Here is a 25,932-nt window from a genome sequence, read left to right as displayed (position 1 = left end):
TGGTACCAGGCCTTTCGCTCAGAATCCGATCGCACTGTCGCGCAGCGTGCCTACGGACACCCGTTTTCTCGCCTCCTCCAACGGCGATGAATAGCATCCAGCTACCAGTGTGACCAACAAGATCACGACACTCACTGCTCCTGTCCGTCGGGCAACACTGATATGTTGCATAACAAGCCTCCCGGCAGCGTCCATCAGAACCAACGATCCAGCATAAAGAGGTTCCATGCGTGTGATGTCCGTCAACCCAGGACACGGAATCGGAACACCGAGCGCAGCCCCGTGATTTCCGATGCTGACATCTGACCAGCTATTGCGCCAATCGCCAAGAAATTGCGATTTCTGCTCCCCGTGTGAGCAAACCGCCGCCCGGACCGTACTCCGCCCCCATGGGCCAGCGCCTGCTCATGATGCACATTCGCATCGTCATCTGAGGTGCCCATGAACGAGAGGCAGGCAACCCCTGCCGATCAAAATAAAACCCAGGTCCGTGTGGGATTCCCTGCATTGCTGGACCGCCGGCCAATGTTTACGCTTCCAAGCGATTGGCTAGACCTCCGAACAGGCTACCAATGTCTCTGGTGAACATACCCTCTTCGCCAGTCTTGTACCAACCGGTCAATCGTTCTAATGCGCTTGGTATATCATTCCATGACCAGTTAGCAGGTCGGTTGTCACGGAATACGCTCTCCAGGTTTCCTGGACGTAGTTACCGTCAGCGTCGTAGAAGACTGACCAATTCCACTCGCCAGGAAAGGCTATCGAGAACAGACGAATCAAGATGTCTCGGCCGTCGGCGCACGATGATGCATCTGCTCAAATTCCTCTTGCCAGGCCTGATCCAGCGGATCGTGGCTGATGGATCGATAAAGCGTAGAGGATTATTCCGGCAGTAAGAGTAGCGATTGAGATTTTGCGGATCGCCAGGATTGGGTATATAATGCTGTCGGGTTGGATCCACCGGTTAAGATAAGGGTCATACCACCTGGCGTTGTAGAACAGCAAACCGCTCCCGCTGTCCTTGCGCTGACCGGTGAAGTTGAACGTCGTCAGCGTCACGCCAGCGGTATAGCGCGCCACGCCGTAAGGCATGTAGCGCAGCTCGGTGTTCGTGTTGAGCCGCGCGCCGGCGCTGGTCAGCGTCAGCGCCTGCGAACCGAGATGATCGCTCAGCAGGTAGTTCACTGTGCCCGGGCTGACCCCCGTGCGCATGGCGACCCGCACCGCGCCGGCGTAGTAATACTTCTTCATCGTGGCCGTGCTGCCCGTCCACTCGAAGGTGTTCCCGATGTAGACCGTCGTTGCGCCGCCGGCCGTCTCCTTGACCCGCGCCCCGTCCCCGTCGTAGACGTAACTCGCCGTGACACCGCCGGACATGCCCGTCAGCCGGTTTTCGGCATCGTAACTCAGCGTGATGTCCTGGCTGCCGCTGATGCGCCGCGTCGCGTTGCCGTTGGCGTCGTACCAGTACTTCTGGTTGCCGGGCGCCGTGCCGCCGATGTGCGTCACCGCATGCTTGTGCGCCGCGTCCTGGTAGTACTGATTCTGCGTCGCGCTCTCGAAGGCGGTCAGGTTGCCGATGGCGTCGTAGCCGTAGTTCTTCAGGCTGTAACCGCCATAGCCCGTGGCGCCGCTGGCCTGCGCCGTGCTCAGCCGGTGCAGCGCATCGTAGGCGAAGGTCTGCGTCTGGCTGCCGCCATACGCCGCCGCATCCGTGATCGTCAGCACGTTCCCCACGTCATCGTAGGTGTAGCTGATGTTCTGCAGGTTGGTGTAGGGGGACGCGTTGCCGGTCTTCAGCGTCACCAGCCGGAAGTTCTCGGCCGCGGTGTAGGTGTAGAGCTGCTGCACCACTCCCGTCGTGCTGCCCAGCCAGCGTTGCGTCGTCTGGCCCAACGCGTTGTAGAGCGTCTCGCCCACATAGTAAGTGCTGCCGTTGCTCTGCACCTGGCGCAGCAAGCCCTGGGTGTTGTAGGTGAACATCACCTGCTCGCCCAACTGGCCCGCGTTGCCGCCAGGATACTTTTGCCACAGCGGCCGGTCGGCTGAGTCATACCACCAGGCCGTCACGAAGGCGCCGCCCCCCTGTACCGCTGATCACCTGGGTCTCGGTGATCACCCGGCCGCGCAGATCATAGGCCCAGGCGCTGCTGCCCGATGGATCGTTCATGCCCGTGCGTCGGCCCTTGCCCAGGTTGCCGTTCGCCGTGCTGTCGTAGCTGAAGCCGACGGCATAAGCCCCGCTGCACGTCAGGATGTCCAGGTTGCTGATGCCCGCATGATAGGTCTTGCCCACCAACCGATTGTGGCCGTCGTAGAAGCAGATCGCCTGGTAGCGCGCATCGCGCTGTTTCATCAGGTTGCCCGCCGCATCGTAGCGATACTGCCACGCGCCCATGTCCGGATCGTTCATGCTCGTCTTGCGGCCCAGCAGGTCGTGGGTCAGCGTCGTCTGGTTGCTGGCGTGATCCTGCACCGTCAGCAGCCGGCCGGCCACGTCGTAGCTGTAGCGCGTGCGGTATTCGCTGCCCCAGGTAGGATTGGGCTGGCCGACCGGCCACGAACCGGTGCTCTCCGAGACGCTGCGCAGGTTGCCAAACACATCGGACGCACGGCGCACGAAGCGCCGATTGGCCGATCATGCACAACCAGATCGATCTGTCTGCTCACAGAAGGCTCTGGACGCCATGTTGAACATCGGGGGTGAAATCAGTGGAGTTACCTCATGGGTCTACCCCATACATCTCGTTCAACGTCCTGGGTGCATCGGCTGAGAATTGAAAGGATCGGGCGATGTCTTCCAGGACGGCCCGTAGGGCAGGGGCATATTCGGTCCAAGTGGCGCTGCTGATCTGAATTACTACGTTGTCTCCTTGTTTTATGAAGATACTTTCCAGCGTTGCGGCGCCGCTTTTGTCCGCAAGTGAGCTTCGGACCATCTCGTGCAGGCTGCCATTGGGCTCCACAAAGGTGGCCTCGGAAGTCGCAGACAATGTGTAGCCCGAAGGATTGCCGGGCAGTGTCATTTGCAAGTACTTCTCAACCCAAGAGCGCAGGCTTCCTCCTTTAGCAAACTCAGACCCCATATATACAATGGCGACCCCAATGTTGCCACCCAGGTGATCCACTACAGGAGCACTCAATTGGAAATAGGGTAGATTGTATCGGTCGGGCTTTTCACGCACCGGAACGAACTTCCAATCGGCCGGATAGGCAAAGGACACGCCCACATAGGGAGACGTGTATCTGCGCCAGCCAGCGCGCTGGGGTTGACCAGTTGGGCCGGAAGTAGCTGCGACTGCAATTGTGGCAGGGGCGGGACCGGCAACTGCAACGACTGGGGTGTCCTTTGGCAATGTTGTCACCGTCGGCGACGCGCTTGCGGGTGGCGACAGCGTCGCCACCCGCGTCATTGGGGCGACAGCGGGCGTTGCGGGTCTGTTCTGGAGTGGTTGGCAGGAGACCAGAACACTGGTCAGCGCCACACTGCATAACAGCACCCAACCTGTCTTGTCGGCATGCATCAATCTCATGGTTTCCACACTTTTCTCTGTGAGCGAAGAAAGCAAGAAGTTCGGTCAGTATCCCCCACACCTGATGTTGCCTGTGGGATTATACCCCACCTGCCGGGTCAGAAGGACGCGGTCAATTCTCATGCCATCTTCACGCATCCAGATGTTGATGACTCGCTCGCCTTCGCTGACGTCAAGGTAGGGACGCGCCCCGTTCATCTTGATGCTTTGCCATTGCCACGAGGCCGAGGCATAGCCTGTGATTTCGCGCGACGTGTCGTATGGGTAATCATCACGGCCCATATGCAGCGAATCATCATTCACGGTTCCACCCAAGCCGCAAACCCAAATGTAGTATCGTCCCGTCTGCTTGAATGAAACGTTGGCATACCGCAACTCAGGTGAGAGCCAGTAATCCCAGGGATTGGCGTTCCAGCCTTGGCCGTTGTTTGGCATCCCTTTCATGAAGCATTCGGTCGTGCGTTGAGAAGTGAGGGAATCGCTCTGATAACAGAACCAGTAATGATCCGAGCGCGGTTGGTATCGTTCGGTGAATGCCACCGGTTCGATGATACGCAGGCTCTGGGCGCTGTTCAGCGGATAGATTGTGCCGCACGTAGCGCCTGAATTTGGATAGGTGGTCATCGGCACGAAGCCCAACAGCGGCGAAGCATCCACGGCGTCCGTGCTGGCATTGTGCAAGTTGATGTGGAAATGAAGATGCGGGGCGATAGGCACGGGCGGGGTCGCAGGCGGCGGGTTGGGACCAGTGGTTGCGCCTGACTTCGCAATGATGGTATCGCGCGTGACGTTGTCGTTCAGTGCCACATTGAAACTCGTCAGATGGGCGTAGAGATGGCGATACACGCGGCTCTCATTGGCCGTATTCACCGAGGTGTGGACGTCCATTCGGTACCCGTAGCCAGACGAGTCCCAGTCACGATACATCACCTGCCCGGCCTGTGCAGCATACACATTGGTGTTGGTCGGTACTCCAATGTCCAAGGCGAACCCAGCGTTGCCCGTATGCTTGTCAGAAGTACAATTGACATTCACAGTGCCGCTGCCGAGATGGATTGGGCTCCACCAATTGGCCGGCAGAGCCTTTCTAGAGGATTGTACATCCCCCTCGGGCTGTACGGTCTGGGCATCTACTCCCCGCAGAACTGGGTGGCTATCGAACCATTCGTAAAATCGCCTCTCGTATTCAGCAAAACCCGGATCAGGAGAAACAGATGGAAGCACAGGAAGACCCGCTTCAAGCTGGGCGTCGCGGCACGCCAGATCGCACGTTGGAGCAGGCTGAAGCCGATTGGCCTCAACGACGCTTTCCAGCGAAGGCCATGACTCGTTGCGGCCAAAAAGCTCGTTGAGGTTCCTCGGGGCGCCTGGTGCGAACTCAATAGAATCGGAAATCATGTCTAGCAGCGAAGTCATATAGTCAGCGTGGGTATAGGTGCTGATGGACAGAACCAGGCTGCCATGCGTGAGCTCAACGGCTTGCGATGGGCCGATTTCGGTTGTGCGCAAGGAGTGAAGAACCCGTCTGAGAACACCGGCTGGATCTACGAGCACTTGACTCCGGACTACTTCTGTGTCGGGCAATTGCGGGCGACCAATGGTAATGTGGGCATTACTCCAGGTCTGCAAATCCTGTTCGGATGCTATCTCGAACAAGAAAAAGGCTATATCGATCCGGTTGTCGTCCAGAGGATCACTTCCCGGGGGGTATAGAGTGAGCACATAAGGTCGAAGCTCCCCCGGCACCAAGGGGACGTCTGTGGGAGTGTGTATGAGATTCCACTGGCTCGGGTAATGCAACGTGAGTCCAAGTACAGGATCCGTGTGCATTAGAAAGAGAGGTGAGGCCCCTTGCATAGGATCAGCAAGCACTCGGCCACCTGCCACCGCAGGCGACGGCATCCTCGCGGGGACGGAGATCAGATCGGGCTGAGGACCAGGGGACATGAACTTAGCAGCGGTGTTTATTTGCAGGGGGGGGGGCAGCCGCAGCCACGGCTGAGAACAGCAGGCTGCAAACCACCAGTAGATGGACGACCAGCAGCGGACGCGCCGCCAGCCGCGAGACAGGAAGGTGTGGTGAAGAGAGATGAAAGAGTGAGGAACACCAGCGTAACATAACAACGGACTCCTTTCGTGCAGCAATCGAAACGGATGGGGTCAGGGACATTTTCCTGACTGCTGAAGGAGGTCGCGGGCGGGAGAGAGAACTCTCGCCAGGGACTTCCGAAGGCGGGAGGCGACTCGGAAGGCGGGGGGCAGGCTTGTGGCTGCTCACAGCATACCACGGCCGCGGCGCTCTGTCAAGAGGCAAAATTTGGGCGTAGCAATTCCGAATTGGGCAGACGATTGACCACAAGGAACGCATAGAACACAAAGCAACGGCAGAAGATTCGCAGATTGGCGGCGTCTTTGCGCTCTTTGTGTTCTATGTGGCAAAAATCCGCCCGGCTTTCTCTGCCACGAATTTCACTAATTTGCACGAATCGAGCTTCTGCCTTCGTGTCAATTCGTGCAATTCGTGGCAAAAGTCCGCCCAGCTTTCTCTGCCACGAATTTCACTAATTTGCACGAATCGAGCTTCTGCCTTCGTGTCAATTCGTGCAATTCGTGGCCGTTCGTCCAGCATCGCCGTCTGCCGATTCTGGTAGTAGGTGCGCACTGTGCTGCCATTCGTGGGCTGTGCCCCAAGACTGAAATACGCCCTTCTCACCTGGGACGGTTGACGCCTGGCCCTGCTCACTGTATAATCACCCTCGTAGCCGCTCGCAGGCTCCAACAATCACGCTAATTCATGAGGATGCATTCCTTGAAACCGATACCCTTTACCAACGACCGCTATCTGCAAGCCGTGCGCGATCACATCGTGGTCTTCGATGGCGCGATGGGCACCAACATCCAGATGCTGGAACCGACCGCGGCCGACTACGGCGGCGAAAAGCTGTGGGGCAACAACGATTATCTGGTCATCAGCCAACCCTCGATGATCGAAACCATCCACGCTGACTTCCTGGAGGCGGGCGCGGAGGTGATCGAAACCTGCACCTTCCGCAGCAACCGCCTGACGATGCGCGAGTACGGGCTGCAGGATCGCATCCTGGAGATCAACCGCGCCGCGGCCAGCCTGGCCCGGCAGACGGCCGATCGCTTTGCGGATGCCACCGGCATCCCGCGCTGCGTCGCCGGCTCCATCGGGCCGACCGGCTATCTGCCCAGCGCGTCCGATCCCACGCTGAGCAATATCACCTTCGAGGAACTGGCGACGGTTTTTGGTGAACAGGCGCGGGGCCTGGTGGAAGGCGGCGTGGATCTGCTGCTGCTGGAAACGCAGCAGGACATTCTGGAGGTCAAGGCGGCCGTGGCAGGCATCTACCGCTACTTCCGTCAGGCCGGCGTGCGTGTGCCAGTGCAGGTGCAGGTCACGCTCGATGTGACCGGACGCATGCTGCTGGGCACCGACATTGCCGCGGTGCTGACCATTCTGCGCTATCTGCCCATTGATGTCATCGGCCTCAATTGCTCCACCGGTCCCGATTACATGCGCGAGCCGATCCGTTATCTAACCGCCAACACCAACCTGCCGATTTCGGTCATTCCCAACGCCGGCCTGCCGCTCAACGTGGACGGCAAGGCCGTCTATCCGATGGAACCACGGCCGCTGGCCGGCACGCTGGTCGAATTCGTGCGCGACCTGGGCGTCAACGTCGTGGGCGGCTGCTGCGGCACCACGCCCGAGCACATTCGCCAGATCGTCGAGTTGGTGCGGCCATTGAGGCAGCGCGCGCCTGGCCTGCAACGCATCGCGGCCAAAGCGGTCTTTCCGGCCCTGGTGGCCTCGGCCATGCGTGCCACCGGCCTGGTGCAGGAACCGGCGCCGCACCTGATCGGCGAACGCATCAACACGCAGGGCAGTAAGATCGTCAAGCGGCTGCTGCTGGCCGATGACTACGATGGCCTGCTGCAGATTGCGCGCGACCAGATCGAGGGCGGCGCGCATACCCTGGACGTGTGCGTGGCGCTGACCGAGCGCGCCGACGAGCCGGAAATGATGCGCCGCACCGTGCGCCTGCTATCGCAAGCGGTGGACGCGCCCCTGGTCATTGACTCCACCGAAGTGGACGTGCTCAGAGTGGCGTTGGAAAACATCCCCGGCCGGCCCATCATCAACTCGATCAACCTGGAAAACGGGCGCAAGCGCTGCGATGCAGTCCTGCCGCTGGCGGTGGAGCATGGCGCGGCCGTCGTCGCACTGACCATTGACCCGATCGGCATGGCCAAAACGGCCGCGCGCAAGTTGGAAGTGGCCCAAGCCATCTACGAGATTGCCGTCAACGAGTACGGCCTGCCGCCCGACGCCCTGATCTACGATGCGCTGACCTTCACCCTGGCCACGGGCGACCCTGAATTTGCCAACAGCGCGGTCGAGACGTTGGAGGGGATTCGCCTCATCAAGCGCCACCTGCCGGGTGTCTTCTGCTCACTGGGCGTCAGCAACCTTTCCTTTGGCCTGGCCTTGCCCACGCGCGGCCCGCTCAACAGCGTCTTTCTCTGGCACGCGGTACGGGCCGGGCTGGACATGGCGATCATCAACCCCAAGCACACGCTGCCCTACGCCGAAATTCCGGCCGCGCTGCGTACACTGTGCGAGGACCTGATCTTCAACCGCCAGCCCGATGCCCTGGCGCGCTACATTCAGTATTTCGAAGAACACCAGGACGCCATCGGCGAGCGCCAGGCCGAAGTGGACCCCACCGAGGGCATGAGCGTGGAGGAAAAGCTGCACTGGCAGATCGTCCATCGTCAGAAGGAAGGCGTGGAGGACCTGGTCAGCACAGCGATCGCCGCCCGTGATCCGGTGTGGGTGCTCAACCACGTGCTACTGCCGGCCATGAAAGAGGTCGGCGACAAGTTCGGCGCCGGCGAATTGATCCTGCCCTACGTGCTGCAATCGGCCGAGGTGATGAAGAAGGCCGTGGCGCGACTGGAGACCTACCTGGAACGCGCCGAAGGCGTGACCAAGGGCAAGGTGGTGCTGGCAACTGTCTACGGCGACGTGCATGACATCGGCAAGAACCTGGTCAACACCATCCTGACCAACAACGGCTTCACCGTGTTCGACCTGGGCAAGCAGGTGCCGGCCAACGTCATCATTGACAAGGCCGTGGAGGTCAACGCGGATGCCATTGGTCTCAGCGCCCTGCTGGTGAGCACCTCCAAACAGATGCCGCTGATCGTGCAGGAGTTGCACACACGCGGGCTGGCGTTCCCGGTGCTGGTAGGCGGCGCGGCAATCAACCGTCGCTTTGGCCGGCGCATCCTGTTTGTCAAGGATGGCGAGGGCACGACGACGCCCTATGCGCCCGGCGTTTTCTACTGCAAGGACGCGTTCGAGGGCCTGGACACCGTGGGATCGCTGCTTTCCGCGCAGCGCGCCGACCTGGTGCAGCGCAATCGGGAGGAAGGTCTGACCGAGCTGCAGCGCCCCGTGGAGACGGCGGCGCCCAGCAGCCGTACCCGTTCCGACACGCCGCTCCTGGCCCAGGCCGACATCCCGGCGCCGCCTTTCTGGGGCGTCAGCACGATCCGTCACATTCCGCCCATCCAGGTCTTTCCTTTCCTGGACAAGGACGAACTTTACCGCCTGTCATGGGGGGCCAAAAATACCCACGGCGCGGCCTGGGAAACGCTGCGCTCCCAGTTCGATGCCCGCCTGGCTGGCATGACCGCGGCGGCCCAAAAGAGCGGCTGGCTGCAGCCGCAGGCCGTCTATGGCTATTTCCCCTGTCAGAGCGATGGCAATGATCTGCTGATCTACGACCCGGCCGCCATGAAAAGCGCCGCCAACGCTTCGAACCTACCGGTGATAGGCCGTTTTACCTTCCCGCGCCAGGAGGACGATGCGCATCTGTGCATCGCTGACTACTTTGCCCCGGCCGCGTCCGGCCTGCTCGATGTCGTCGCTCTGCAGGTGGTGACGGTGGGCGCAGGCGCCACGCAGCGCTTCGAAGAACTGCAGGCGGCCGGTGACTACAGCGAAGCCTACTTCATGCATGGCCTGGCCGTGCAGACCGCCGAGGCCACCGCGGCCTGGCTGCATGATCGCATTCAGAAGGAGCTTGGTCGCGGGCCGCGGGGCAAGCGCTATTCCTGGGGTTACGGCGCCTGCCCGGACCTCAACGACCACAGCGTGCTCTTCGATCTGCTGCCGGCCGCACAGGAGCTGGGCATGAGCCTGACCACCGCTTTTCAACTGGTGCCCGAACAAAGCACGGCCGCGCTCATCGTACACCATCCGGCCGCGAAATACTACGTCATCGGCGGCAGTCGGGTTGAGCAGTTGCTGCGCTGAGAATTATTCTTATAGTTTTCATAAGAATTGACAAGCACCTATCCCTTGTGTTACAATCTTGAGGCTTGAGCTGTGCAGTGAGCCTGGTTGTGAGCAAAGGGGTCAAGACGTGCAAGCCACCCGTCGCCGTATCCTTGAAATTCTAAAGATCGAAAACAAAGCGACGGTGATGGACCTGGCGCAGGCGCTGGACATGGCGCCGGTTTCGGTGCGTCATCACCTGGATATTTTACAGGGTCAGGACCTGGTCACATCCCTGGTGCAGCACAAACGCACGGTCGGGCGGCCGGAGCAGGTCTATCTGCTGACCGCAGCCGCCAACGATTTCTTTCCGCAGAGTTTTCGCGCGCTGGCAACCGATGTCCTGCACGAAGTGAAGCGCCTGCTGCCGGCCAGTGCGCTGAACGGCATCGTCGAGCGCCTGGCGGAGCGCACGCTGGCAGAGGCGCCGCTTGCCCGTTACGGCCAGTCGGTGGATGAACGCGTGGCGGACGTGACCACGTTTCTGAGCGACAAGGGTTATCTGGCGCAATGGGAGCATCACAACGGCCGGCAGTTGTTGCTGCACACCTGCAACTGCCCTTACGCAGGGCTGGCCGCGGAACACCCTGAGTTGTGTCAGATGGATTTGATTCTGGTCTCTGAATTGATGTCCGGCCTCAGCGCGAGCGCACCGCGCTGCCTGGGGCGCCTGGCTGCCGGCGATGGCCGTTGCTCGTACATGTTTGAGTTGAATCACACTGGGGAGCCAACGGGGGGACAGGGATGACCGCAGCAACCATCACGTTACAGCCATCGAAGCTTGTGCCCATGCACGACGGCCTGCACGACGCGTTTGGACGACGGATTGACTACCTGCGCATTTCCCTGACCGATGTCTGCAATTTGCGCTGTGTCTACTGCATGCCTGAAGAGATGCAATTCCAGCCACGCGCTGAACTTTTGCAGGATGACGAAGTCATCTTTATCGTGCAGGCGGCGGCCCGGTTGGGCGTGCGCAAGGTTCGGCTGACCGGCGGCGAGCCGACGGTGCGCCGGCACATCGTGGAACTGGTGCGGCGCGTCAAGCAGGTGCCGGGCATCCAGGAAGTGGCGATGACCACCAACGGTGTCCTGCTGACCGAACTGGCCTTCCCGTTGGCGGCCGCGGGCCTGGATCGGGTCAACATCAGCGTAGACACGCTCGACGCCGCCAGCTTCCAGCGCATCACGCGCTGGGGTTCGCTGCACGATGTGTGGTCGGGCGTCGAAGCCGCTGAGGCCGCCGGCTTGAAGCCGATCAAGCTCAACTGCGTGGTCACGCGCGGCTATAACGATCAGGAGGTGGCCGATCTGGCCCGATTGACGTTTGCTCACGCCTGGGAGGTGCGTTTTATCGAACTGATGCCGTTTGGCGAGGTGGCGAACTTCGCCCACAATGCGGTGGTGCCGTACCAGGAGACGATGGCACAGATCGAGCAGGCGCTCGGCCCCCTGATCGCTGTGCCCGGCTACGATGGTCATGACCCCTCGCGGCCCTATCGGTTGGCGGGCGCACAGGGCACGTTGGGCTTCATCAGCTCGGTCACCCAGCCTTTTTGCGCCGGCTGCGGCCGCGTGCGGGTGACTGCGGATGGTAAGCTGCGACTCTGTCTTCTGCGTGACAACGAAGTAGACTTGCTGACGCCGCTGCGCCAGGGCTGTTCACTGGACGAACTTCAGGCGCTGCTGCGCGTGGCCGTCTGGGGTAAGCCGTGGGGCCACGGCCTGGCCCATGACGTGGTTCCGGCGCTACGGGTTATGTCGCAGATTGGCGGCTGAGCCGGGCGACCGTGTAAATTTACACAACAAGTTGTTGATCTATCTTTTTCAGGGAGGACGTTCATGATTACATTGACACCTACAGCAGCGAGCAAGCTGCAAGATGTCCTGCACAGCAAAGGCCTCAGCGAGGCCACGCATGGGTTACGCGTGTTCGTGCAGGGCGGCGGTTGCGGCGGTATGCAGTACGGCATGACCTTCGAGGGCAATCCGCGCGAGGTGGATGAAGTTTACGAAACTTTTGGCATCAAGGTGTTTGTGGATCCCACCAGCATGTTCTACGTCAACGGTGCGCAGATTGATTTCGTTGATAACCTGATGGGCGGCGGTTTCCATATCGAGAACCCGAACGCCGTATCAAGCTGCGGCTGTGGCAGTTCGTTCCGCACTGCGCAGACGCACAGTGGCGAAGAACCCGCTTCTTGCGGCCATAACTAGAACAACGACGGGCGCTGGTCGCTTGACGAAGGACGGGAGAGGGTCTCCGAATCGGCGCCAACAGCCGTTCAGACTTCATCTTGCGTCCTTCGTTTTTTTTTGGAGGTGACCTCATGGTGATGCGTAAAGACATTCGTCAGATTCGGCCCTACGTGTATGAAGTGGCGCGCAACTTTCGTCACGACATGCGCGTGCCGGCCCGCTTCTACGCCGACGAGCTGATTCTGCAACAGGCTCTGAACGATGACTGCCTGGATCAACTGATCAACACCGCCACCCTGCCCGGCATCGTGGGTTACGCGCTGGCCATGCCGGACATTCATCAGGGCTATGGCTTCCCCATCGGCGGTGTGGTTGCCACGGCCGGCGCGGATGGCGTCATCTCTCCGGGCGGAGTCGGCTTCGACATCAACTGTGGCGTGCGTTTGTTGGCGTCGCACCTGGACCGCCAGAGTGTCCAGCCCTATCTCTCCGCGCTGGCGACAGAGCTTTACAAGCAGGTTCCTAGCGGCGCGGGCGAGAAGGGATTTGTCAGCCTATCGGTCAAAGAGTTGGACGAGGTTCTGGCGCAGGGCAGCCGATGGGCGCTGAAGAAGGGTTTTGCGCGGGCAGACGACCTGGAGAACACCGAGGAGCGCGGCATGATGGCCGGCGCGGATCCGGCTCATTGCAGCACACGGGCCAAAGAGCGCGGCAAGAGTCAACTGGGCACGCTTGGCTCGGGCAATCACTTCGCGGAAGTGGATGAGGTAGCCGAGATCTACGATGACGAGGCTGCGCAGGCCATGGGCCTTTTCCCCGGCCAGATCGTGGTGATGATTCACTGCGGCAGTCGCGGCTTCGGTCACCAGGTCTGCACCGATTACGTGGACATGTTCCAGAAGGTCATTCACAAGTACGGCATCCATCTGCCGGACCGCCAATTGGTCTGCGCGCCGTTGCAGTCGCCAGAGGGGCAGGCCTATTACGCGGCCATGAGCTGCGCGGCCAATTTCGCCTTTGCCAACCGCCAACTGCTGGCGCACCAGGTTCGTCAGGCTTTTCGCACCGTGTTGGCCGGCAAGGTGAAGAACTTCGATCTGTTCCAGGTCTATGACATCACGCACAACATGGCGAAGATCGAGATGCACGACGTGGATGGGCAGCGGCTGCAGGTCTGTGTGCATCGCAAGGGCGCCACCCGCGCCTTTGGCCCCGGCGCGGACGTGCTGCCGCGCGACTACCAGGACATCGGCCAACCGGTGTTGGTGCCGGGCAGCATGGGTACGGCTTCGTACGTCCTGGTGGGCACAGAGGGCAGCATGGCGCAGACCTTCGGCTCCAGTTGTCACGGCGCCGGCCGCGTCATGAGCCGGTCCGCGGCCAAGCGGCTGGTGCAGGGCGGCGAGCTGCGGGGTCATTTGCAGGCGCAGGGCATCGAGGTGCGCGCCGGCAGCCTGGCCGGCCTGGCTGAAGAGGCCCCCAGCGCCTACAAAGATGTGGATCACGTCGTGGATGTCGTACACAACGCCGGCATCGCGCGCAGGGTCGCGCGGCTGGTGCCCGTGGCCGTGGTCAAGGGGTAACATGCCGGGCATAAATGGCTTCGGTTCATGGATCCGTGTGAAGAATAAGAGGTGATAACATGTTCGATCGTATTGCTGTCAATCCGCACGTTCATTTCGGCAAGCCATGTATTGCTGGGACTCGCATACCCGTACAAAACATACTTGAATTGGTGGAAGAAGGAATTCCTTTCGCCAAAATCATTCAGGAATACTACCCTGATATCAACACCCAAGACGTTCACGCTTGCTTACGTTATGCAATTGCCTTGGTCGCGGCAGAAGATGTTCATCTGGCAGCGGTACCAGCATGAGATTCTTAGTAGACCAAGATGTTTTTGCTGCGACAACGCGCCTCTTGCGCAGCCTGGGGCATGATGCCATCACTGTGTCCGAGATCGGCTTGGCGCAGGCATCGGATGAAAAATTGCTCCAGACCGCCCAGGAGTTGGAACGCATATTAGTGACTCGTGACCGCGACTACGGGAGCCTGGTGTTTGTCAGTGGACAAGGCGCGGGCGTGATCTATCTGCGGTTGCTGCCATCTAATCAACATCTGGCGCATGAGCAATTGAGTTATGTGTTAGTTTCACATGGTGAAGTAGAGCTAAGAAATGCATTTGTTGTCGTAGAACCAACTGGATACCGATTTAGACGAATTCAGAGACTCAAGGATTAGAGATGCTAAAGCAGACTGAATTGCCACAAATCAGCGTTGAAGAGCTCAAGCGCCTGCGCGATGATGAGACGCCGCATGTGCTGTTGGACGTGCGCGAGGAACATGAGTGGAAACTTGCCCGTATCGAGGGCGCGCAGTTGCTGCCGCTCTCTCGCCTGGCTCGTGAGTTGACCGCCGCGTTCCCGGCCGACCTGACTCCCGATAGCCATGTCATCGTGCAGTGCCACCACGGCGTGCGCAGCGTCCAGGTGACGGCCTGGCTGCGCCAGCTCGGCTTCAACAACGTATTCAACCTGGCCGGGGGTATTGATGATTGGTCACTGCGCATTGATCCGCGCGTACCGCGTTATTGAGCCAAGAACCGAGAGTGAGACAGGGTCTTGCGCTTCAGTCCTGTACGCGGTACAATTGGGCAGAAGAGCAGGCGATGAGGGAGGGTCACGATGAGCGAAACGATTGTCCTGGAGCTTCCCGATAGATTGGCACGCAGTACCCGTGAGATTGCGACCCGCACGCAGCGACGGCTGGAAGACTTGCTCGTTGATTGGATAGATCGAACGATGTCTGATTTGCCGGTTGAGGCTCTTCCCGATAGCCAGGTGCTGGCGTTGTGTGACTCGCAACTGACGAACGCGCAGCAAGAACAGTTGAGCAGGCTTTTGGCGCATCAGCGTGAGGGTTGGCTCAGCGGAGACGACCGCCGCCGCCTCGACGAGTTGATGCAAGTCTACCGTCGCGGCCTCGTCCGTAAGGCGCAGGCGATTCATGTAGCCGTGCAGCGCGGCCTTCGACCTCCTCTGAGTCTCGACAGGTAGCCAGGTGAATCGCCCACGAATCCCGGCAGCCGTCGAACGAAGCGTGCGAATTGTGGCTCGCAATCGCTGCGGATACTGCCTCAGCCCACAGCATCTGGTGATGGCGCGCCTGGAAGTGGAGCATATCATCCCTTTGGCAAAAGGCGGCGTCAACACGGAGTCCAATCTGTGGCTGGCTTGCCCGTTGTGTAACCGGGCAAAGGGCGAAAAAACTCACACTATGGACCCCGAAACGGGTCTGACAGTCTCCCTCTTCAACCCACGCACTCAGGTCTGGTATGAGCATTTCAGATGGACAGACAATGGACTGCTCATCGTTGGCTTGACTCCGACGGGGCGAGCCACAGTCGCAGCTTTGCATTTGAGCGATGATGCGGATGCCCTGGCGGTGCGCAGCTACTGGGTAATGGCAGGCTGGCATCCACCGCAAGATTGAGCATCTTCCTGGCAATACCAGAGACCACCATCGCAGTACGTTGGGCGGCGACCTGTAATTTTGTAGATAAGCATGATAAGAATTGACAGTTTCCACGGGCGCGACTATAATCGCGGCCTGCCCACCTGAGGGCAGAGCGCACATGGTGTCATGTGCTGGCGCCGCCTTTCGGCAAATCAACATAGGAGGACTTTGCATGAAAGTCGCCTTGATCAACCCCAGATTCCGTCTACCCATTGATACCCGCACCACGGCGCACCTCGGCCTGGCCTATCTGGCGGCCGTTTCGGCCCGCCGCGGCGATGAGGTGCGTGTTTATGACGCCGATGTCGAAGAACAACCGCTCGAGGATTTCATCCAGGAGTTCCGCCCACACCTCGTGGGCATCACCGCCAACACGCCGCAGGTCAAACAGGCGTGGCGCACCGCGGCCAAGATCAAGAAGGTGCATGATGTGCCGATCGTCCTGGGCGGTCCCCATGTCAGCGTCGCGGCCGAAAGCCTTGATTTTGAATCGTGCCAGCAGCCCGACGTGGACATGGTGGTACGTGGCGAAGGCGAGACCAGTTGGACGATCATCAGTGAACGCATTGAAAGTTACCTGAGGGATCAGCCCACCTACCAGAGCCGTGACATTTTTGATCCCGAGCGGAATCTGTGGAGCGATGTCCTCGGCATCAGCTTCAAGACCAGTGACCGCCAACTGCACCGCAACCCTGACCGCCCAGCCATGCCTGACCTCGACAGCCTGCCCTGGCCGGCCTATCATTTTTTCAAGATGCACAAGTACACCAATCTGCAGCCGGCCACCGATCATGTCAGCGGCGCACAGTCGTTCTCCATCATGACCAGCCGCGGCTGCCCCTACCGCTGCACCTTCTGTTCGCAGTCCATCATGCCGATCAAATGGCGCGCGCGTTCGCCGGAGAATGTCCTGGAGGAGTGGCGCCACCTGGTGCGCGACCTGGACGCGCTCGGAAATCGGCGTCCTGGACGATAGCGCCAACATCCGGGTGGACCGCCTGAACAAGCTGGCCGACATGCTGATCGCCAATCAGCTCAACCACGTGCCGTGGATTTTTGTCAACGGCATCCGCGCCAACCTGGCCAGCCTGGAACTGATGAAAAAGCTCAAGCAAGCCGGCCTCAAGCGCACGGCGTTTGGCGTGGAAACCGGCGACGCGGAGATCATGGCTTCGATTGACAAGCGCGTTGACCACGACACCATTCGCCAGGCCTTCAAGAATGCCAAGGCCGCCGGCCTGGAGACCATCGGCTTCTTCATCATCGGCCTGCCCGGCGACACCCGCGCCACCATGCAGCGCACCATCGAGTTTGCCTGCGAGTTGGACCCCCTGATTGCCAATTTCAGTATGATGACGCCTTACCCTGGCACCAAGGTTTACGAAACCGTCAAGCGCCAGGGCCGCATGTTGGTCAAGGACTGGGAAGACTACGTCTTTTTCGACGGCAAGGCTCGTTACGAACTGGGCGACTTGACGGCCGAGTTGATGACCGAGATGTGGAAGAAGGCCTATCGCCAGTTCTACCTGCGCCCGCATCGCATCCTGGGCACCATGACCCGCAAAGACTTCTGGCTCAACTACCGTCGCACCTTCCGTGTCGCCTGGCACACGATCTTCCCGCGCCAGGAGAAGACCGAACTGCGCCGCCAGATCGAAGCCGAGGGCCTGATCTAGCGTGTGGGCGAGAGAAGTAGTTTTTCCCCTGATGCATGTCGGTGAGACCCTCAATCTGCTTCCTGATGAACAAACTGTCAAGTGGATCGTGACCTCTGTTCATGCGCACTTCATCATGGCGCGTGATAGTGAAAATAGGTTACCCGACACACGCTGACAGATCACGAGGAGGATGCATGAAAATTTCTTTGGTTGGACCGAAATGGAACGAGATGGTGAACAGCTATCCTTCGCTGGGCCTGGGCTACCTGGCTGCAGTGGCGGAGCGCGCCGGGCACCAGGTCGCGGTTCACGATTTTGGCTTGCACCCGCACACGACCCTGGCCGAAGACGCGCAAAAGATCTTCGATGACAAGCCCGATGTCGTGGCGTTCACTTCCATGACGACTTCCTACCACCACATCGAGCAGTTGGTCGAGATTGTCAAAGAGACCCTGGGTGTACCGACCATCATCGGCGGGCCGCACGCGACCTCTTTGCCGCAACTGACCATCGAAAACCCGCATCTGGATTACCTGATCTACGGCGAAGGCGAAGAGGTCTGGCTCGATCTGCTGCAAGCCATCGAGGCCGGTGATACGCGTTACGGTCGCATCGCCGGCTTGTGGTGGAAAGACGACGGCAAGGTCGTGCAAAACCCCCAGCGTAAGTTGATCGAAGACTTGGATGCGCTGCCGTTTCCGGCCCGTCACCTGTTCGAATTGGACAAATACCCGCTCTACGCACCCGATGGTGAGAAGATGGTGACCGTGCTTTCCAGCCGCGGCTGCCCGTACAACTGCTCTTTTTGCTTCAAGGGCGTGGTCGGGCGCACCTACCGCCAGCGTTCGCCGGAGAGCATCGTCGAAGAGCTGCGCCACTTGCAGCAGCGGTACCAGGTGCGCAACTTCTACTTCATTGACGATCTGTTCACGATTGACTTGCGCCGCCTGGAAAAGATCATGGACTATTTCATCGAGCAGAAGATGGATATCCGCTGGCGCTGCCTGGCGCGTGTGGATCGCGTCAACCCGGAGCTGCTCAAGAAGATGTACGCGGCCGGCTGCCGCCAGGTTCATTATGGCATCGAATCGGGCAACGATGATGTGCTCAAGGCCACCGCCAAGCACATCAGCCTGGAGCAGGTGCGTCGTTCGATCGAGTGGACGGCGGAGTCGGGTATTGACAGCAAGGGCTACTTCATCCTGGGGCTGCCAGGCGACACAGAGGAAACACTGGAGCAAACCATCGAGTTTGCCTCCAGCCTGCCGTTGACCGAAGCGATGTTCTCCATTGCCACGCCGTTCCCCGGCACGCGCCTGTGGGATGAGTTGGTACGTCGCCATCCTGAGACGCAGTACAATGCCGACTTTACCAAGACCTATTACTACAATTCATACACGGCCGAGATTGCGCCGTTCATGAATGTCAGCGATGTGCCCGACGAGCGCCTGAGTGGCCTGGCGATCGAGGCGCGGCGCCGCTTTGATGAGGCCAAGCGCCGCCGCATGTACGAGCGGTCCTTCGGCAAGACGCTTGGCCCCGCACTGTGGGAAGTGTCACGCATCAAGCCGCTGCGCCAGTTGGGTAATGCCCTGCTCGGCGCCGGGATGCTCGGCAGTTTCCGCCAGGTGCGTGAGCGGGCAGGAGCCAACTCATGGGGGTAAGCTTCACGTCGGTCGAGGCCAACCGCACCTTTCAAGACAAAGTGCGCAACCGCTTCCGTTACTACAACCAACAGGCGTTGGCGCCGGTCAAATGGCTGGCCTACACCACCGGTCAGACCCGCCTGGTGCCGCACCCTGATCGAATGTACATCGAGTCCACGAACATGTGCAACCTGTCCTGCGTCATGTGCCCCACCGGACGCAAGGAGGTTCTACGCCCCAAGGGCTTCATGGAGTTCGATGTCTTCAAGCAGATTGTGGACGAGATGGCGCCGCACGTCAAGGCGACGACGCTGCACATCTGGGGCGAGCCGCTGATGCACAAACGCATCTTCGACATGGTGGCCTATTGTCGTGCGCACAACCTGCGCAGCGAGATAAGCACCAACGCCACGCTGCTGGATGAGAAGAAGGCCCAAAAGCTGCTCGACGCCGGCCTGGATGCGATCTACCTCTGCCTGGACGGCATGCGCCCGGAGACCTACGAGGCCATCCGCGTCAACGCCGATTACGCCAAGACCAATCGCAACATCCATCGCTTCATCGAACTGAAGCAGGCGGGTCACTATCAAACCTACGTCAACTTGCAGATCATTCAGATGCAGCAGACGCTGGGCGAGATTGATGAGTTCATGCAATCGTGGCAGTTGCCGGGCGTGGATCGTATCAATGTCAAGCCTTTTGATTCCTGGGCCGATCAGATCGAGGCCATTAGCGAGCTGCGACCAGGACAGGCGGCGACCGCGGTCAAACGCTACGCCTGCCCCAACCTGTGGTACCACGTTCACATCTATTGGGATGGTTCCATCGCCATGTGTGATCGTGATTTCAATAGCGTATTTCCCCTGGGCAACGTCATTGACCCGGATGGCAGCGTGCGCGTGATGAAGAACTGGAATGGGCCGCAGATGCAGACCCTGCGCCGGCGCCATGTGACCAATGACATCCACGACCTGGCGCCCTGCAATTCGTGCAGCGAGTGGGCCTGGTGGAAGCCGACCCTTTTCACCAGCCAGGGCAACCGGCCGGTGGAGCAGGGCGAATCGCAGCGTCTGGCCGCCCGGCAAGTAGACGAACATCACAACGGCACACCAGGCGCTTTTGTTGCTCTTGCTGATGTTGGTTTTGGCGAGCATCAGACGACGAATTTGAACTAGACAGCACCCGATTGTTTCGAGGAGGTATTTCTGTGAAGACGACGCTCATTTATCCCGGTATTGCGGGTCGTGGGTTCAACTGTTTGAGCCAGGGAATGGACGCCGGCTGGGTTTCGCACGGCCTGTCTTCGATTAGCGCCAGTGCCAGGGCCGAAGGTTTCGAGATTGATCTGATTGACCTGCGTGCGTTGCAGAGCTGGGATCATTTCCGCGAGGAGTTTCAGAAGCGCAGCCCGGATGTCATTGGCATCACCATGATGTCGGTGGACTACAACCCGGTCAAACGCTGTCTCAGCATCATCAAGGAAATCAAGCCGGAGTGCGTCACCATTCTGGGCGGCGCGCACGTCACGCTGGCGTTGGAAGATTCGCTGCGCATTCCCAACGCCGATTATCTCATCACGAACGAGGGCGAAATCACCTTCCCCAAGCTGCTGCGCCAGATCGAGCAAGGCAAGCGGCCTGAGCAGAAGGTGTTGCGCGGGGAAACGCCCGACCTGAATCGCATCCCCTTTGCCGATCGTGCCCTGTTCCTGGGTGAATGGCGCAACTGGGGCTACACCCTCAACAGCCCTGAGGTTCCCTTTGTCAAAGAACTGCCCGGTCCCTTCCTGACGATCATTGCCGGTCGCGGCTGTGCCTATCGCTGCTCGTTCTGCAAGCCCGGTGAGGATTACATCTTCGGCAAGCGCGTGCGCCGCCGCAGTGTGGACAACGTGATCGCCGAGCTGAAAAATCTGCGCGACACGTACAGCTTCCAGAGTTTCATGTTCCACGATGACTGCCTGACCGAGGATCGCGCGTGGGTCACCGAGTTTTGCGCCAAGTATCGGGCGGAAGGTTTCACGCAGTCTTTCTTCTGCCAGAGTCGCGCCGACATCATCACCCGCCACCCCGATATGGTCAAGATGATGCGCGATGCCGGCCTGAAGGGATACTTCATTGGCTTCGAAAGCGGCAATCAGCGCGTCCTGAACTTCCTGCGCAAGGGCACCACCGTGGACCGCAACCTGGAGGCGGCCACGGTCTGCCGTGAATACGGATTGGTCATCTGGGCCAACTACATGATGGGCATCCCGACCGAAACCAAGGAAGAAGTCATGGATACGGTCAACATGATCCGTGAGATAGACCCGGACTATTACAGCCCGTCGTTCTTCACCCCGCACCCCGGCACTGATCTTTACGATTACTGCGTGGAGCACGATCTGAGCCTGGTGGCCGACTATGACTCGTACCGGCGTAACCCAACCGAACCCAAGATCAAGGGCCAGGATTACGAATTTTTGAAGTGGGCACGCGACTACAGTCAGAAGCGCAAATTCAAGAACCAGACCCGCCGGACGTACAATGCCGTGGTCGAGAAATACACGGACCCGCGCAAGTATGTCAACAAGGCGCGCCGGCTGCTGGGACTAACCCGCGACGAGCCATCCGCCTTGCGCCCGCTGCCGGTCAAGCCGCACGCGGGCTAACCTGAATGAGGTAATCATGCGAGTTTTATTGGCGAGTCCAGAGTCGAAGGTTTGGAATTCGCGCCAGCACATCCACAATGGACTGGGCTATCTGGCGGGCGCGCTGCGTCACGCCGGTTACGCTGTGAGCCTGTACGACGCGTCCGTTGAAACCGAGCCATTGGCCGACGTCTTGCAGCGGGAGCACTTCGATGTGGTGGGCATTTCCAGCCCCACGCCGTTGATCCGCGAGGCGTGGCAAACGGCCGTCGTGGCCAAAGCCACCGGCGCGGTGACGATTCTGGGCGGTCCCCACTTGACGCTCAAGCCCGCCGAGTCGCTGGAACATGATGAGGTTGACCTGGTGTTGCGCGGTGAGGGCGAAGACGCCATGATCGAGATCATGCAGATGCTCGACCTTGACCCTGGCCTGCAGGCCACACCGACCGCTCCCCGCCGCTTCAGCCACAAGGGCTGGTCAGAGATCTTGGGCCTTTCGTATCGCAACGGCGACGTGCGCCACAACCCGGCGCGCCCGCTGCGCCCGGACCTGGACAACATCCCCTTTCCGGCCCACGACCTGTTCAAGATTGACCGCTACACCAACCTGAATCCGCTGACCGACGGGCTGATTCCGGGTTCGCGCAGCTACACGATCGTAACCAGCCGCGGCTGTCCGTTCAAATGCACTTTCTGCTCCAAGCCCATCACCGGGGACACCTGGCGCAATCGTTCGGTGGATAACGTGCTGGGCGAATGGCGTTGGCTCGTGCGCGACTTGCATGCGACCGAAATCGGCATCACCGATGACATCTGGAACCGCGACCTCAAACGCGCCAAAGAGCTGTGCCGGCGCCTGATCGCAGAAGGGCTTAATACGGTGCCCTGGGTCACGGTGCATGGCATGAAGGTGAACTATGGCGACGCCGAGCTGTTTCAGTTGATGAAGGCCGCCGGCGCCAGGCGCGTAGGCTTCGGTGTGGAGTCCGGTAACCAGGGCGTGCTCAACAACATCATCAAGAAGGGCCAGACGCTCGACATGGTGCGCGACGCGTTCAAGAACGCCAAAGCGGCCGGCTTGCAGACGATGGGCTTTTTCATCCTGGGGATGCCAGGTGAAACGCCTGAAACCATGGAAGACACGGTTAAATTTGCGCTGGAGCTTGACCCTGACCTGGCGAACTTCATGATCGCGGCGCCATATCCGGGCACGCGTCTGTGGGACATGCTGGAGGAGATGGGCGCCGAGATCTTCAGCCATGACTGGCATGACCTGGCGATTCAAGACAACAAGGCGCATTTTCAAGTTGACGGCCTGCGCGCCGAAGATGTCGAAGAGAAATGGCACGAGGCCTATCGCCGATTCTACATGCGACCCAACCGTTTGGCCCGGCGCCTGACTCAGTGGGATACCTGGCGCAATGCGCCGGCACGCCTGCGCGATGCCAAGCGCTTTTTCCTGGGTAACCTGAGCGCGGCGCCCAAGACTCCAGCCTGGAGTGGCCCGGCCGCCCGGCGCTTGGGGTGAGCGAGGAGGTACGTAACGATGCGTGTATTACTGATCAATCCACCCTTTCAACGCTTGAAGAAGGTTTCTAGCATTTACTTTCCCCTGAGCTGCGGCTACCTGGCCGGCGTGCTTGAACAGGCCGGGCATGAGGTCCGCATCTACAACGCCGAGGTGCCGGCGCGCAACGAGGAGATCGGTCACGAGACGTACGACAATTTGTTGCACGGCCACCAATTATGGCTGAATGCCCTGCGGCCGCAAGTGGATGAACATAACCACGTCGTGTGGGCGGAATTCATGCAGACCCTGCGCGAGTTCAATCCGGACATGATTGGCTTCACGGTCAAAAGCCCCAAATGGCCCGCGGCCATCAAAGCGGCTGAGATGTGGAAGCGCGAGCACCCTGAAACTATCGTTGTCATGGGGGGGCCGCACATCACTGTGTTGCCTGAGGAGGTCATGGGCTACCCAACCGTTGACTTCTGTGTCCGTGAAGAGGGCGAGTACACTCTGTTGGAACTGGTGGAAGCCCTGGAAGGCAAGGGCAAGCCGTTCGCGGCCATCGAAGGCCTGTGCTGGCGCCAGACAGATGGCGCGGTTGTCCACAATGTGGCGCGTGCCAAGATTCCCAACCTGGACGTGCTGCCTTTCCCGGCCAAACACCTGTCGCTCTACCTCGATCGCTACGATCCGGCCCACTTGGGCGTCATGGTGACGCTGCGCGGCTGCCCGTTCTATTGCGGTTTCTGCGAACAGCACAAGACCTGGGGACGCTCCGTGCGTTTTCATTCCGTGGATTACACCGTGCGCGAGATCAAGCACATCATCCAGACGTTTGGCACGCGTGAGATTTCCTTCTGGGATGACAGCTTTACGGTCAACCGCAAGCGTACGCTCGATCTGTGCAAACGCATCCTGGATGACAAACTCAACATTTCCTGGAGCTGCACCACGCGCGTGGATCTGCTGGATGAAGAACAGGTCATGTGGATGAAGAAGTCTGGCTGCAGCGGTGTGGACATTGGCGTGGAAACCGGCAGCGCGCGCATGATGAAGTTGATTGACAAAGCCACCACGCCAGAGCGCGTGGCAGAAGCCAGCCAGTTGATGACCAAGTACAAGCTGAACTGGTCGGCGTTTTTCATGATGGGCTTCCCTGAAGAAACCGAGGAAGACATCGAGGCCACCAAGCGCTTCATGCAGGAAATCAAGCCCAATCACATCATCATGTCCATCTTCACGCCCTATCCGGGCACGCCGCAGCACGAGGTGGCCAAACGGCTCAACCTGCTGCCGGCCAAGATTGACTGGAGCCGTTTCAGCCACCAAAGCCCGGAGAATCATTTCGTCCAGAACATCTCGCGCGAACGCTTCAGCGAGATTGTCACCGACATGATGGCATTTGTGGACGACATCAACAACGGCTGGCAGCTCAAGGTGCAGCGCGTGTTGAACGATTGGCGCTTCTGGGCGCGCCATCCCTTGCTGCTCACCCAGAAGACCGTGCATTCCATTCGCGGCCGCGGCTTGGGGCTAGGGACCATTCGGCCGCTGGGCTAACAGTATGATTAGCCTGATTCCCAAATTGCCCGCTTACTGGGCCTTTCGTCGCTTTGGCTGGCCGCGCCTGTACCCCTTCAGCATTGTGGTCAGCATCAGCTACAAGTGCAATTCCAAGTGCCGCACCTGCGATGTCTGGCGCAAACCCAATGATGATATGACGGTCGCTGAGTGGCGCCAGGTCTTTCACAACCTGGGGCGTACGCCGTTCTACATGACCTTTACGGGCGGCGAGCCTTTCTTGCGCCCCGATCTGGATGAACTGGTGATTGCCGGCTATGAGGAATGCCGCCCGGAGGTCATCACCATCCCCACCAACGGCCTGCTGACGGAGCGCGTGGTCGAACGGGTGGCGCGCATCTGTGCCGCCTGTCCCGGCGCGCAGATCGGCATCAATCTCAGCCTGGATGGCCTGGGCGATGTGCATGACGACATCCGCGGGGTCAACGGTAACTGGGAACGCTCCATGAAGACCTGGGAGCAGCTCAAGGCGCTGCAGCCGCGCCACAAGAATCTGGTGCTCACCATCCACACCGTCATCTCGCGCTTCAACATCCACCTGTTCGAAGAAACCTACGCGGGCCTGCAGAAGCTGGCGCCCGACTCCTACATCACCGAGGTGGCCGAGGAGCGTGTCGAACTGGACACGGTGGGTTGGGGGATCACTCCGCTGGCCGCGCAGTACGCGCCCGTTGCAGATTTCCTGAGCGCCCAAGCGAGACAGAAACCGGTCAAGGGCATTGCGCGCTTCACCCAGGCGTTTCGCGCCCAGTATTACCAGTTGGCCAAGCGCACCTTGCAGGAACGCACGCAGGTCATTGACTGTTATGCTGGCTGGGCCAGTGCGCACATCGCCCCCAACGGCGATATCTGGAGCTGTTGCATTCGCGCCGAGCCGGTGGGCAACCTGCGCCAGACAAACTATGACCTGGCGCCGATCTGGTTCAGCCCGGAGATGGCAAAATTGCGCCGCAGCATTGCAGCCAAAGAATGCGCCTGCCCCATGGCCAACGCCAACTACACCAACATGCTGCTGCATCCGCCAACCCTGGTCAAAGTCGCGTTAGACATGGTATAGTTACAAAAAAGCGACCACTCTGGCAACAGAGTGGTCGCTGATAAGGACAAAGTGCCCCGCCGTGCCGTGTGCCATAGGGCCTGAACCTGCTTGCGCAGGTGGGTACCTGTCCGACGACATCAGCCTTGCTCGCAGGGAGCTAACGCCTGGCCTCCAGAACATCCGGCACCCGATTATCAGGTGTTGGCTCAGAGCACTTGGTTGACATCACGCACACCGCAGGGTACTCTGAA

General features: G+C 59.9%; 23 protein-coding genes and 1 other RNA gene. 19 read left to right on the top strand and 5 right to left on the bottom strand.

Translation table 11 applies throughout. The annotated features are described in order from the left end of the window. Window positions 1–816: 816 nt before the first annotated feature. The 4 genes from IPM84_21840 to IPM84_21825 all read right to left on the bottom strand — a co-directional run bounded on the left by IPM84_21840 (window position 817) and on the right by IPM84_21825 (window position 4,949). A complete protein-coding gene (locus tag IPM84_21840; GenBank protein MBK9095347.1) occupies window positions 817–2,070 on the bottom strand; it encodes a hypothetical protein in 1,254 nt (417 codons plus the stop codon). Further along, window positions 2,051–2,620: an RHS repeat protein gene (locus tag IPM84_21835; protein MBK9095346.1), complete on the bottom strand. Its 570-nt coding sequence runs from the start codon at window positions 2,618–2,620 to the stop codon at window positions 2,051–2,053. Before IPM84_21835 ends, IPM84_21840 begins: the two co-directional genes overlap by 20 nt. Window positions 2,621–2,723: 103 nt before the next feature. Next, the gene (locus IPM84_21830; GenBank protein ID MBK9095345.1) at window positions 2,724–3,542 is read right to left on the bottom strand and encodes a hypothetical protein; all 819 of its coding nucleotides are present in this window, start codon (window positions 3,540–3,542) and stop codon (window positions 2,724–2,726) included. Window positions 3,543–3,578: 36 nt separating this feature from the next. Further along, window positions 3,579–4,949 carry a M23 family metallopeptidase gene (locus IPM84_21825; protein ID MBK9095344.1) on the bottom strand — a complete coding sequence of 457 codons (1,371 nt, stop codon included), beginning with the start codon at window positions 4,947–4,949 and terminating at the stop codon, window positions 3,579–3,581. A gap of 45 nt (window positions 4,950–4,994) precedes the next feature. On the opposite strand from IPM84_21825, the gene IPM84_21820 reads away from it, so the two are divergent. From IPM84_21820 to IPM84_21730, 19 genes are all read left to right on the top strand, one after another. Continuing rightward, complete coding sequence (locus IPM84_21820; protein ID MBK9095343.1) at window positions 4,995–5,246, top strand: hypothetical protein; 252 nt, start codon at window positions 4,995–4,997, stop codon at window positions 5,244–5,246. A gap of 1,087 nt (window positions 5,247–6,333) precedes the next feature. Then, complete coding sequence (metH, locus tag IPM84_21815; GenBank protein ID MBK9095342.1) at window positions 6,334–9,882, top strand: methionine synthase; 3,549 nt, start codon at window positions 6,334–6,336, stop codon at window positions 9,880–9,882. Window positions 9,883–9,991: 109 nt separating this feature from the next. Next, window positions 9,992–10,651: an ArsR family transcriptional regulator gene (locus IPM84_21810; protein ID MBK9095341.1), complete on the top strand. Its 660-nt coding sequence runs from the start codon at window positions 9,992–9,994 to the stop codon at window positions 10,649–10,651. Between the two features lie 41 nt (window positions 10,652–10,692). After that, on the top strand, window positions 10,693–11,682 hold the full coding sequence (moaA, locus tag IPM84_21805) for a GTP 3',8-cyclase MoaA (GenBank protein MBK9095340.1): 990 nt from the start codon (window positions 10,693–10,695) through the stop codon (window positions 11,680–11,682). Between the two features lie 63 nt (window positions 11,683–11,745). Next, window positions 11,746–12,120 (top strand): iron-sulfur cluster assembly accessory protein, encoded by a 375-nt coding sequence (locus IPM84_21800; GenBank protein MBK9095339.1) that lies wholly within the window; start codon window positions 11,746–11,748, stop codon window positions 12,118–12,120. Between the two features lie 113 nt (window positions 12,121–12,233). Continuing rightward, a complete protein-coding gene (locus IPM84_21795; GenBank protein ID MBK9095338.1) occupies window positions 12,234–13,685 on the top strand; it encodes an RtcB family protein in 1,452 nt (483 codons plus the stop codon). A 59-nt stretch (window positions 13,686–13,744) separates the two neighbouring features. Further along, a complete protein-coding gene (locus IPM84_21790) occupies window positions 13,745–13,978 on the top strand; it encodes a DUF433 domain-containing protein (protein MBK9095337.1) in 234 nt (77 codons plus the stop codon). Further along, entirely contained in the window at window positions 13,975–14,343 is a 369-nt protein-coding gene (locus tag IPM84_21785) for a DUF5615 family PIN-like protein (protein ID MBK9095336.1), read from the top strand. The genes IPM84_21790 and IPM84_21785 overlap by 4 nt, the downstream gene beginning before the upstream one ends. 2 nt (window positions 14,344–14,345) lie before the next feature. Next, window positions 14,346–14,696: a rhodanese gene (locus tag IPM84_21780; GenBank protein MBK9095335.1), complete on the top strand. Its 351-nt coding sequence runs from the start codon at window positions 14,346–14,348 to the stop codon at window positions 14,694–14,696. Between the two features lie 90 nt (window positions 14,697–14,786). After that, on the top strand, window positions 14,787–15,158 hold the full coding sequence (locus tag IPM84_21775) for a hypothetical protein (GenBank protein MBK9095334.1): 372 nt from the start codon (window positions 14,787–14,789) through the stop codon (window positions 15,156–15,158). Window positions 15,159–15,162: 4 nt separating this feature from the next. Next, entirely contained in the window at window positions 15,163–15,594 is a 432-nt protein-coding gene (locus IPM84_21770; GenBank protein MBK9095333.1) for an HNH endonuclease, read from the top strand. A 196-nt stretch (window positions 15,595–15,790) separates the two neighbouring features. After that, complete coding sequence (locus IPM84_21765; protein ID MBK9095332.1) at window positions 15,791–16,594, top strand: cobalamin-dependent protein; 804 nt, start codon at window positions 15,791–15,793, stop codon at window positions 16,592–16,594. Next, on the top strand, window positions 16,524–17,294 hold the full coding sequence (locus IPM84_21760; GenBank protein ID MBK9095331.1) for a radical SAM protein: 771 nt from the start codon (window positions 16,524–16,526) through the stop codon (window positions 17,292–17,294). The genes IPM84_21765 and IPM84_21760 overlap by 71 nt, the downstream gene beginning before the upstream one ends. A 176-nt stretch (window positions 17,295–17,470) precedes the next feature. Next, window positions 17,471–18,940: a radical SAM protein gene (locus IPM84_21755; GenBank protein ID MBK9095330.1), complete on the top strand. Its 1,470-nt coding sequence runs from the start codon at window positions 17,471–17,473 to the stop codon at window positions 18,938–18,940. Then, complete coding sequence (locus tag IPM84_21750; GenBank protein ID MBK9095329.1) at window positions 18,931–20,097, top strand: radical SAM protein; 1,167 nt, start codon at window positions 18,931–18,933, stop codon at window positions 20,095–20,097. Before IPM84_21755 ends, IPM84_21750 begins: the two co-directional genes overlap by 10 nt. Window positions 20,098–20,129: 32 nt before the next feature. After that, window positions 20,130–21,572, top strand: a complete 1,443-nt coding sequence (locus IPM84_21745; protein ID MBK9095328.1) for a cobalamin-dependent protein — start codon at window positions 20,130–20,132, stop codon at window positions 21,570–21,572. 16 nt (window positions 21,573–21,588) lie between these two features. Next, complete coding sequence (locus tag IPM84_21740; protein MBK9095327.1) at window positions 21,589–23,079, top strand: radical SAM protein; 1,491 nt, start codon at window positions 21,589–21,591, stop codon at window positions 23,077–23,079. An 18-nt stretch (window positions 23,080–23,097) separates the two neighbouring features. Further along, window positions 23,098–24,621: a radical SAM protein gene (locus tag IPM84_21735; GenBank protein ID MBK9095326.1), complete on the top strand. Its 1,524-nt coding sequence runs from the start codon at window positions 23,098–23,100 to the stop codon at window positions 24,619–24,621. 4 nt (window positions 24,622–24,625) lie between these two features. Next, window positions 24,626–25,699 (top strand): radical SAM protein, encoded by a 1,074-nt coding sequence (locus tag IPM84_21730; GenBank protein ID MBK9095325.1) that lies wholly within the window; start codon window positions 24,626–24,628, stop codon window positions 25,697–25,699. A gap of 49 nt (window positions 25,700–25,748) precedes the next feature. Here the strand turns inward: IPM84_21730 and ssrS are convergent. Then, window positions 25,749–25,927, bottom strand: a non-coding RNA gene (ssrS, locus tag IPM84_21725) — 6S RNA. Window positions 25,928–25,932 lie beyond the last annotated feature (5 nt).

Origin of the sequence: Candidatus Amarolinea dominans, from assembly GCA_016719785.1 — a bacterium.
Lineage (GTDB): Bacteria > Chloroflexota > Anaerolineae > SSC4 > Amarolineaceae > Amarolinea > Amarolinea dominans.
The sequence above is the reverse complement of the archived record's forward strand: the minus strand, read 5'-3'. Positions and strand labels throughout refer to the sequence as shown.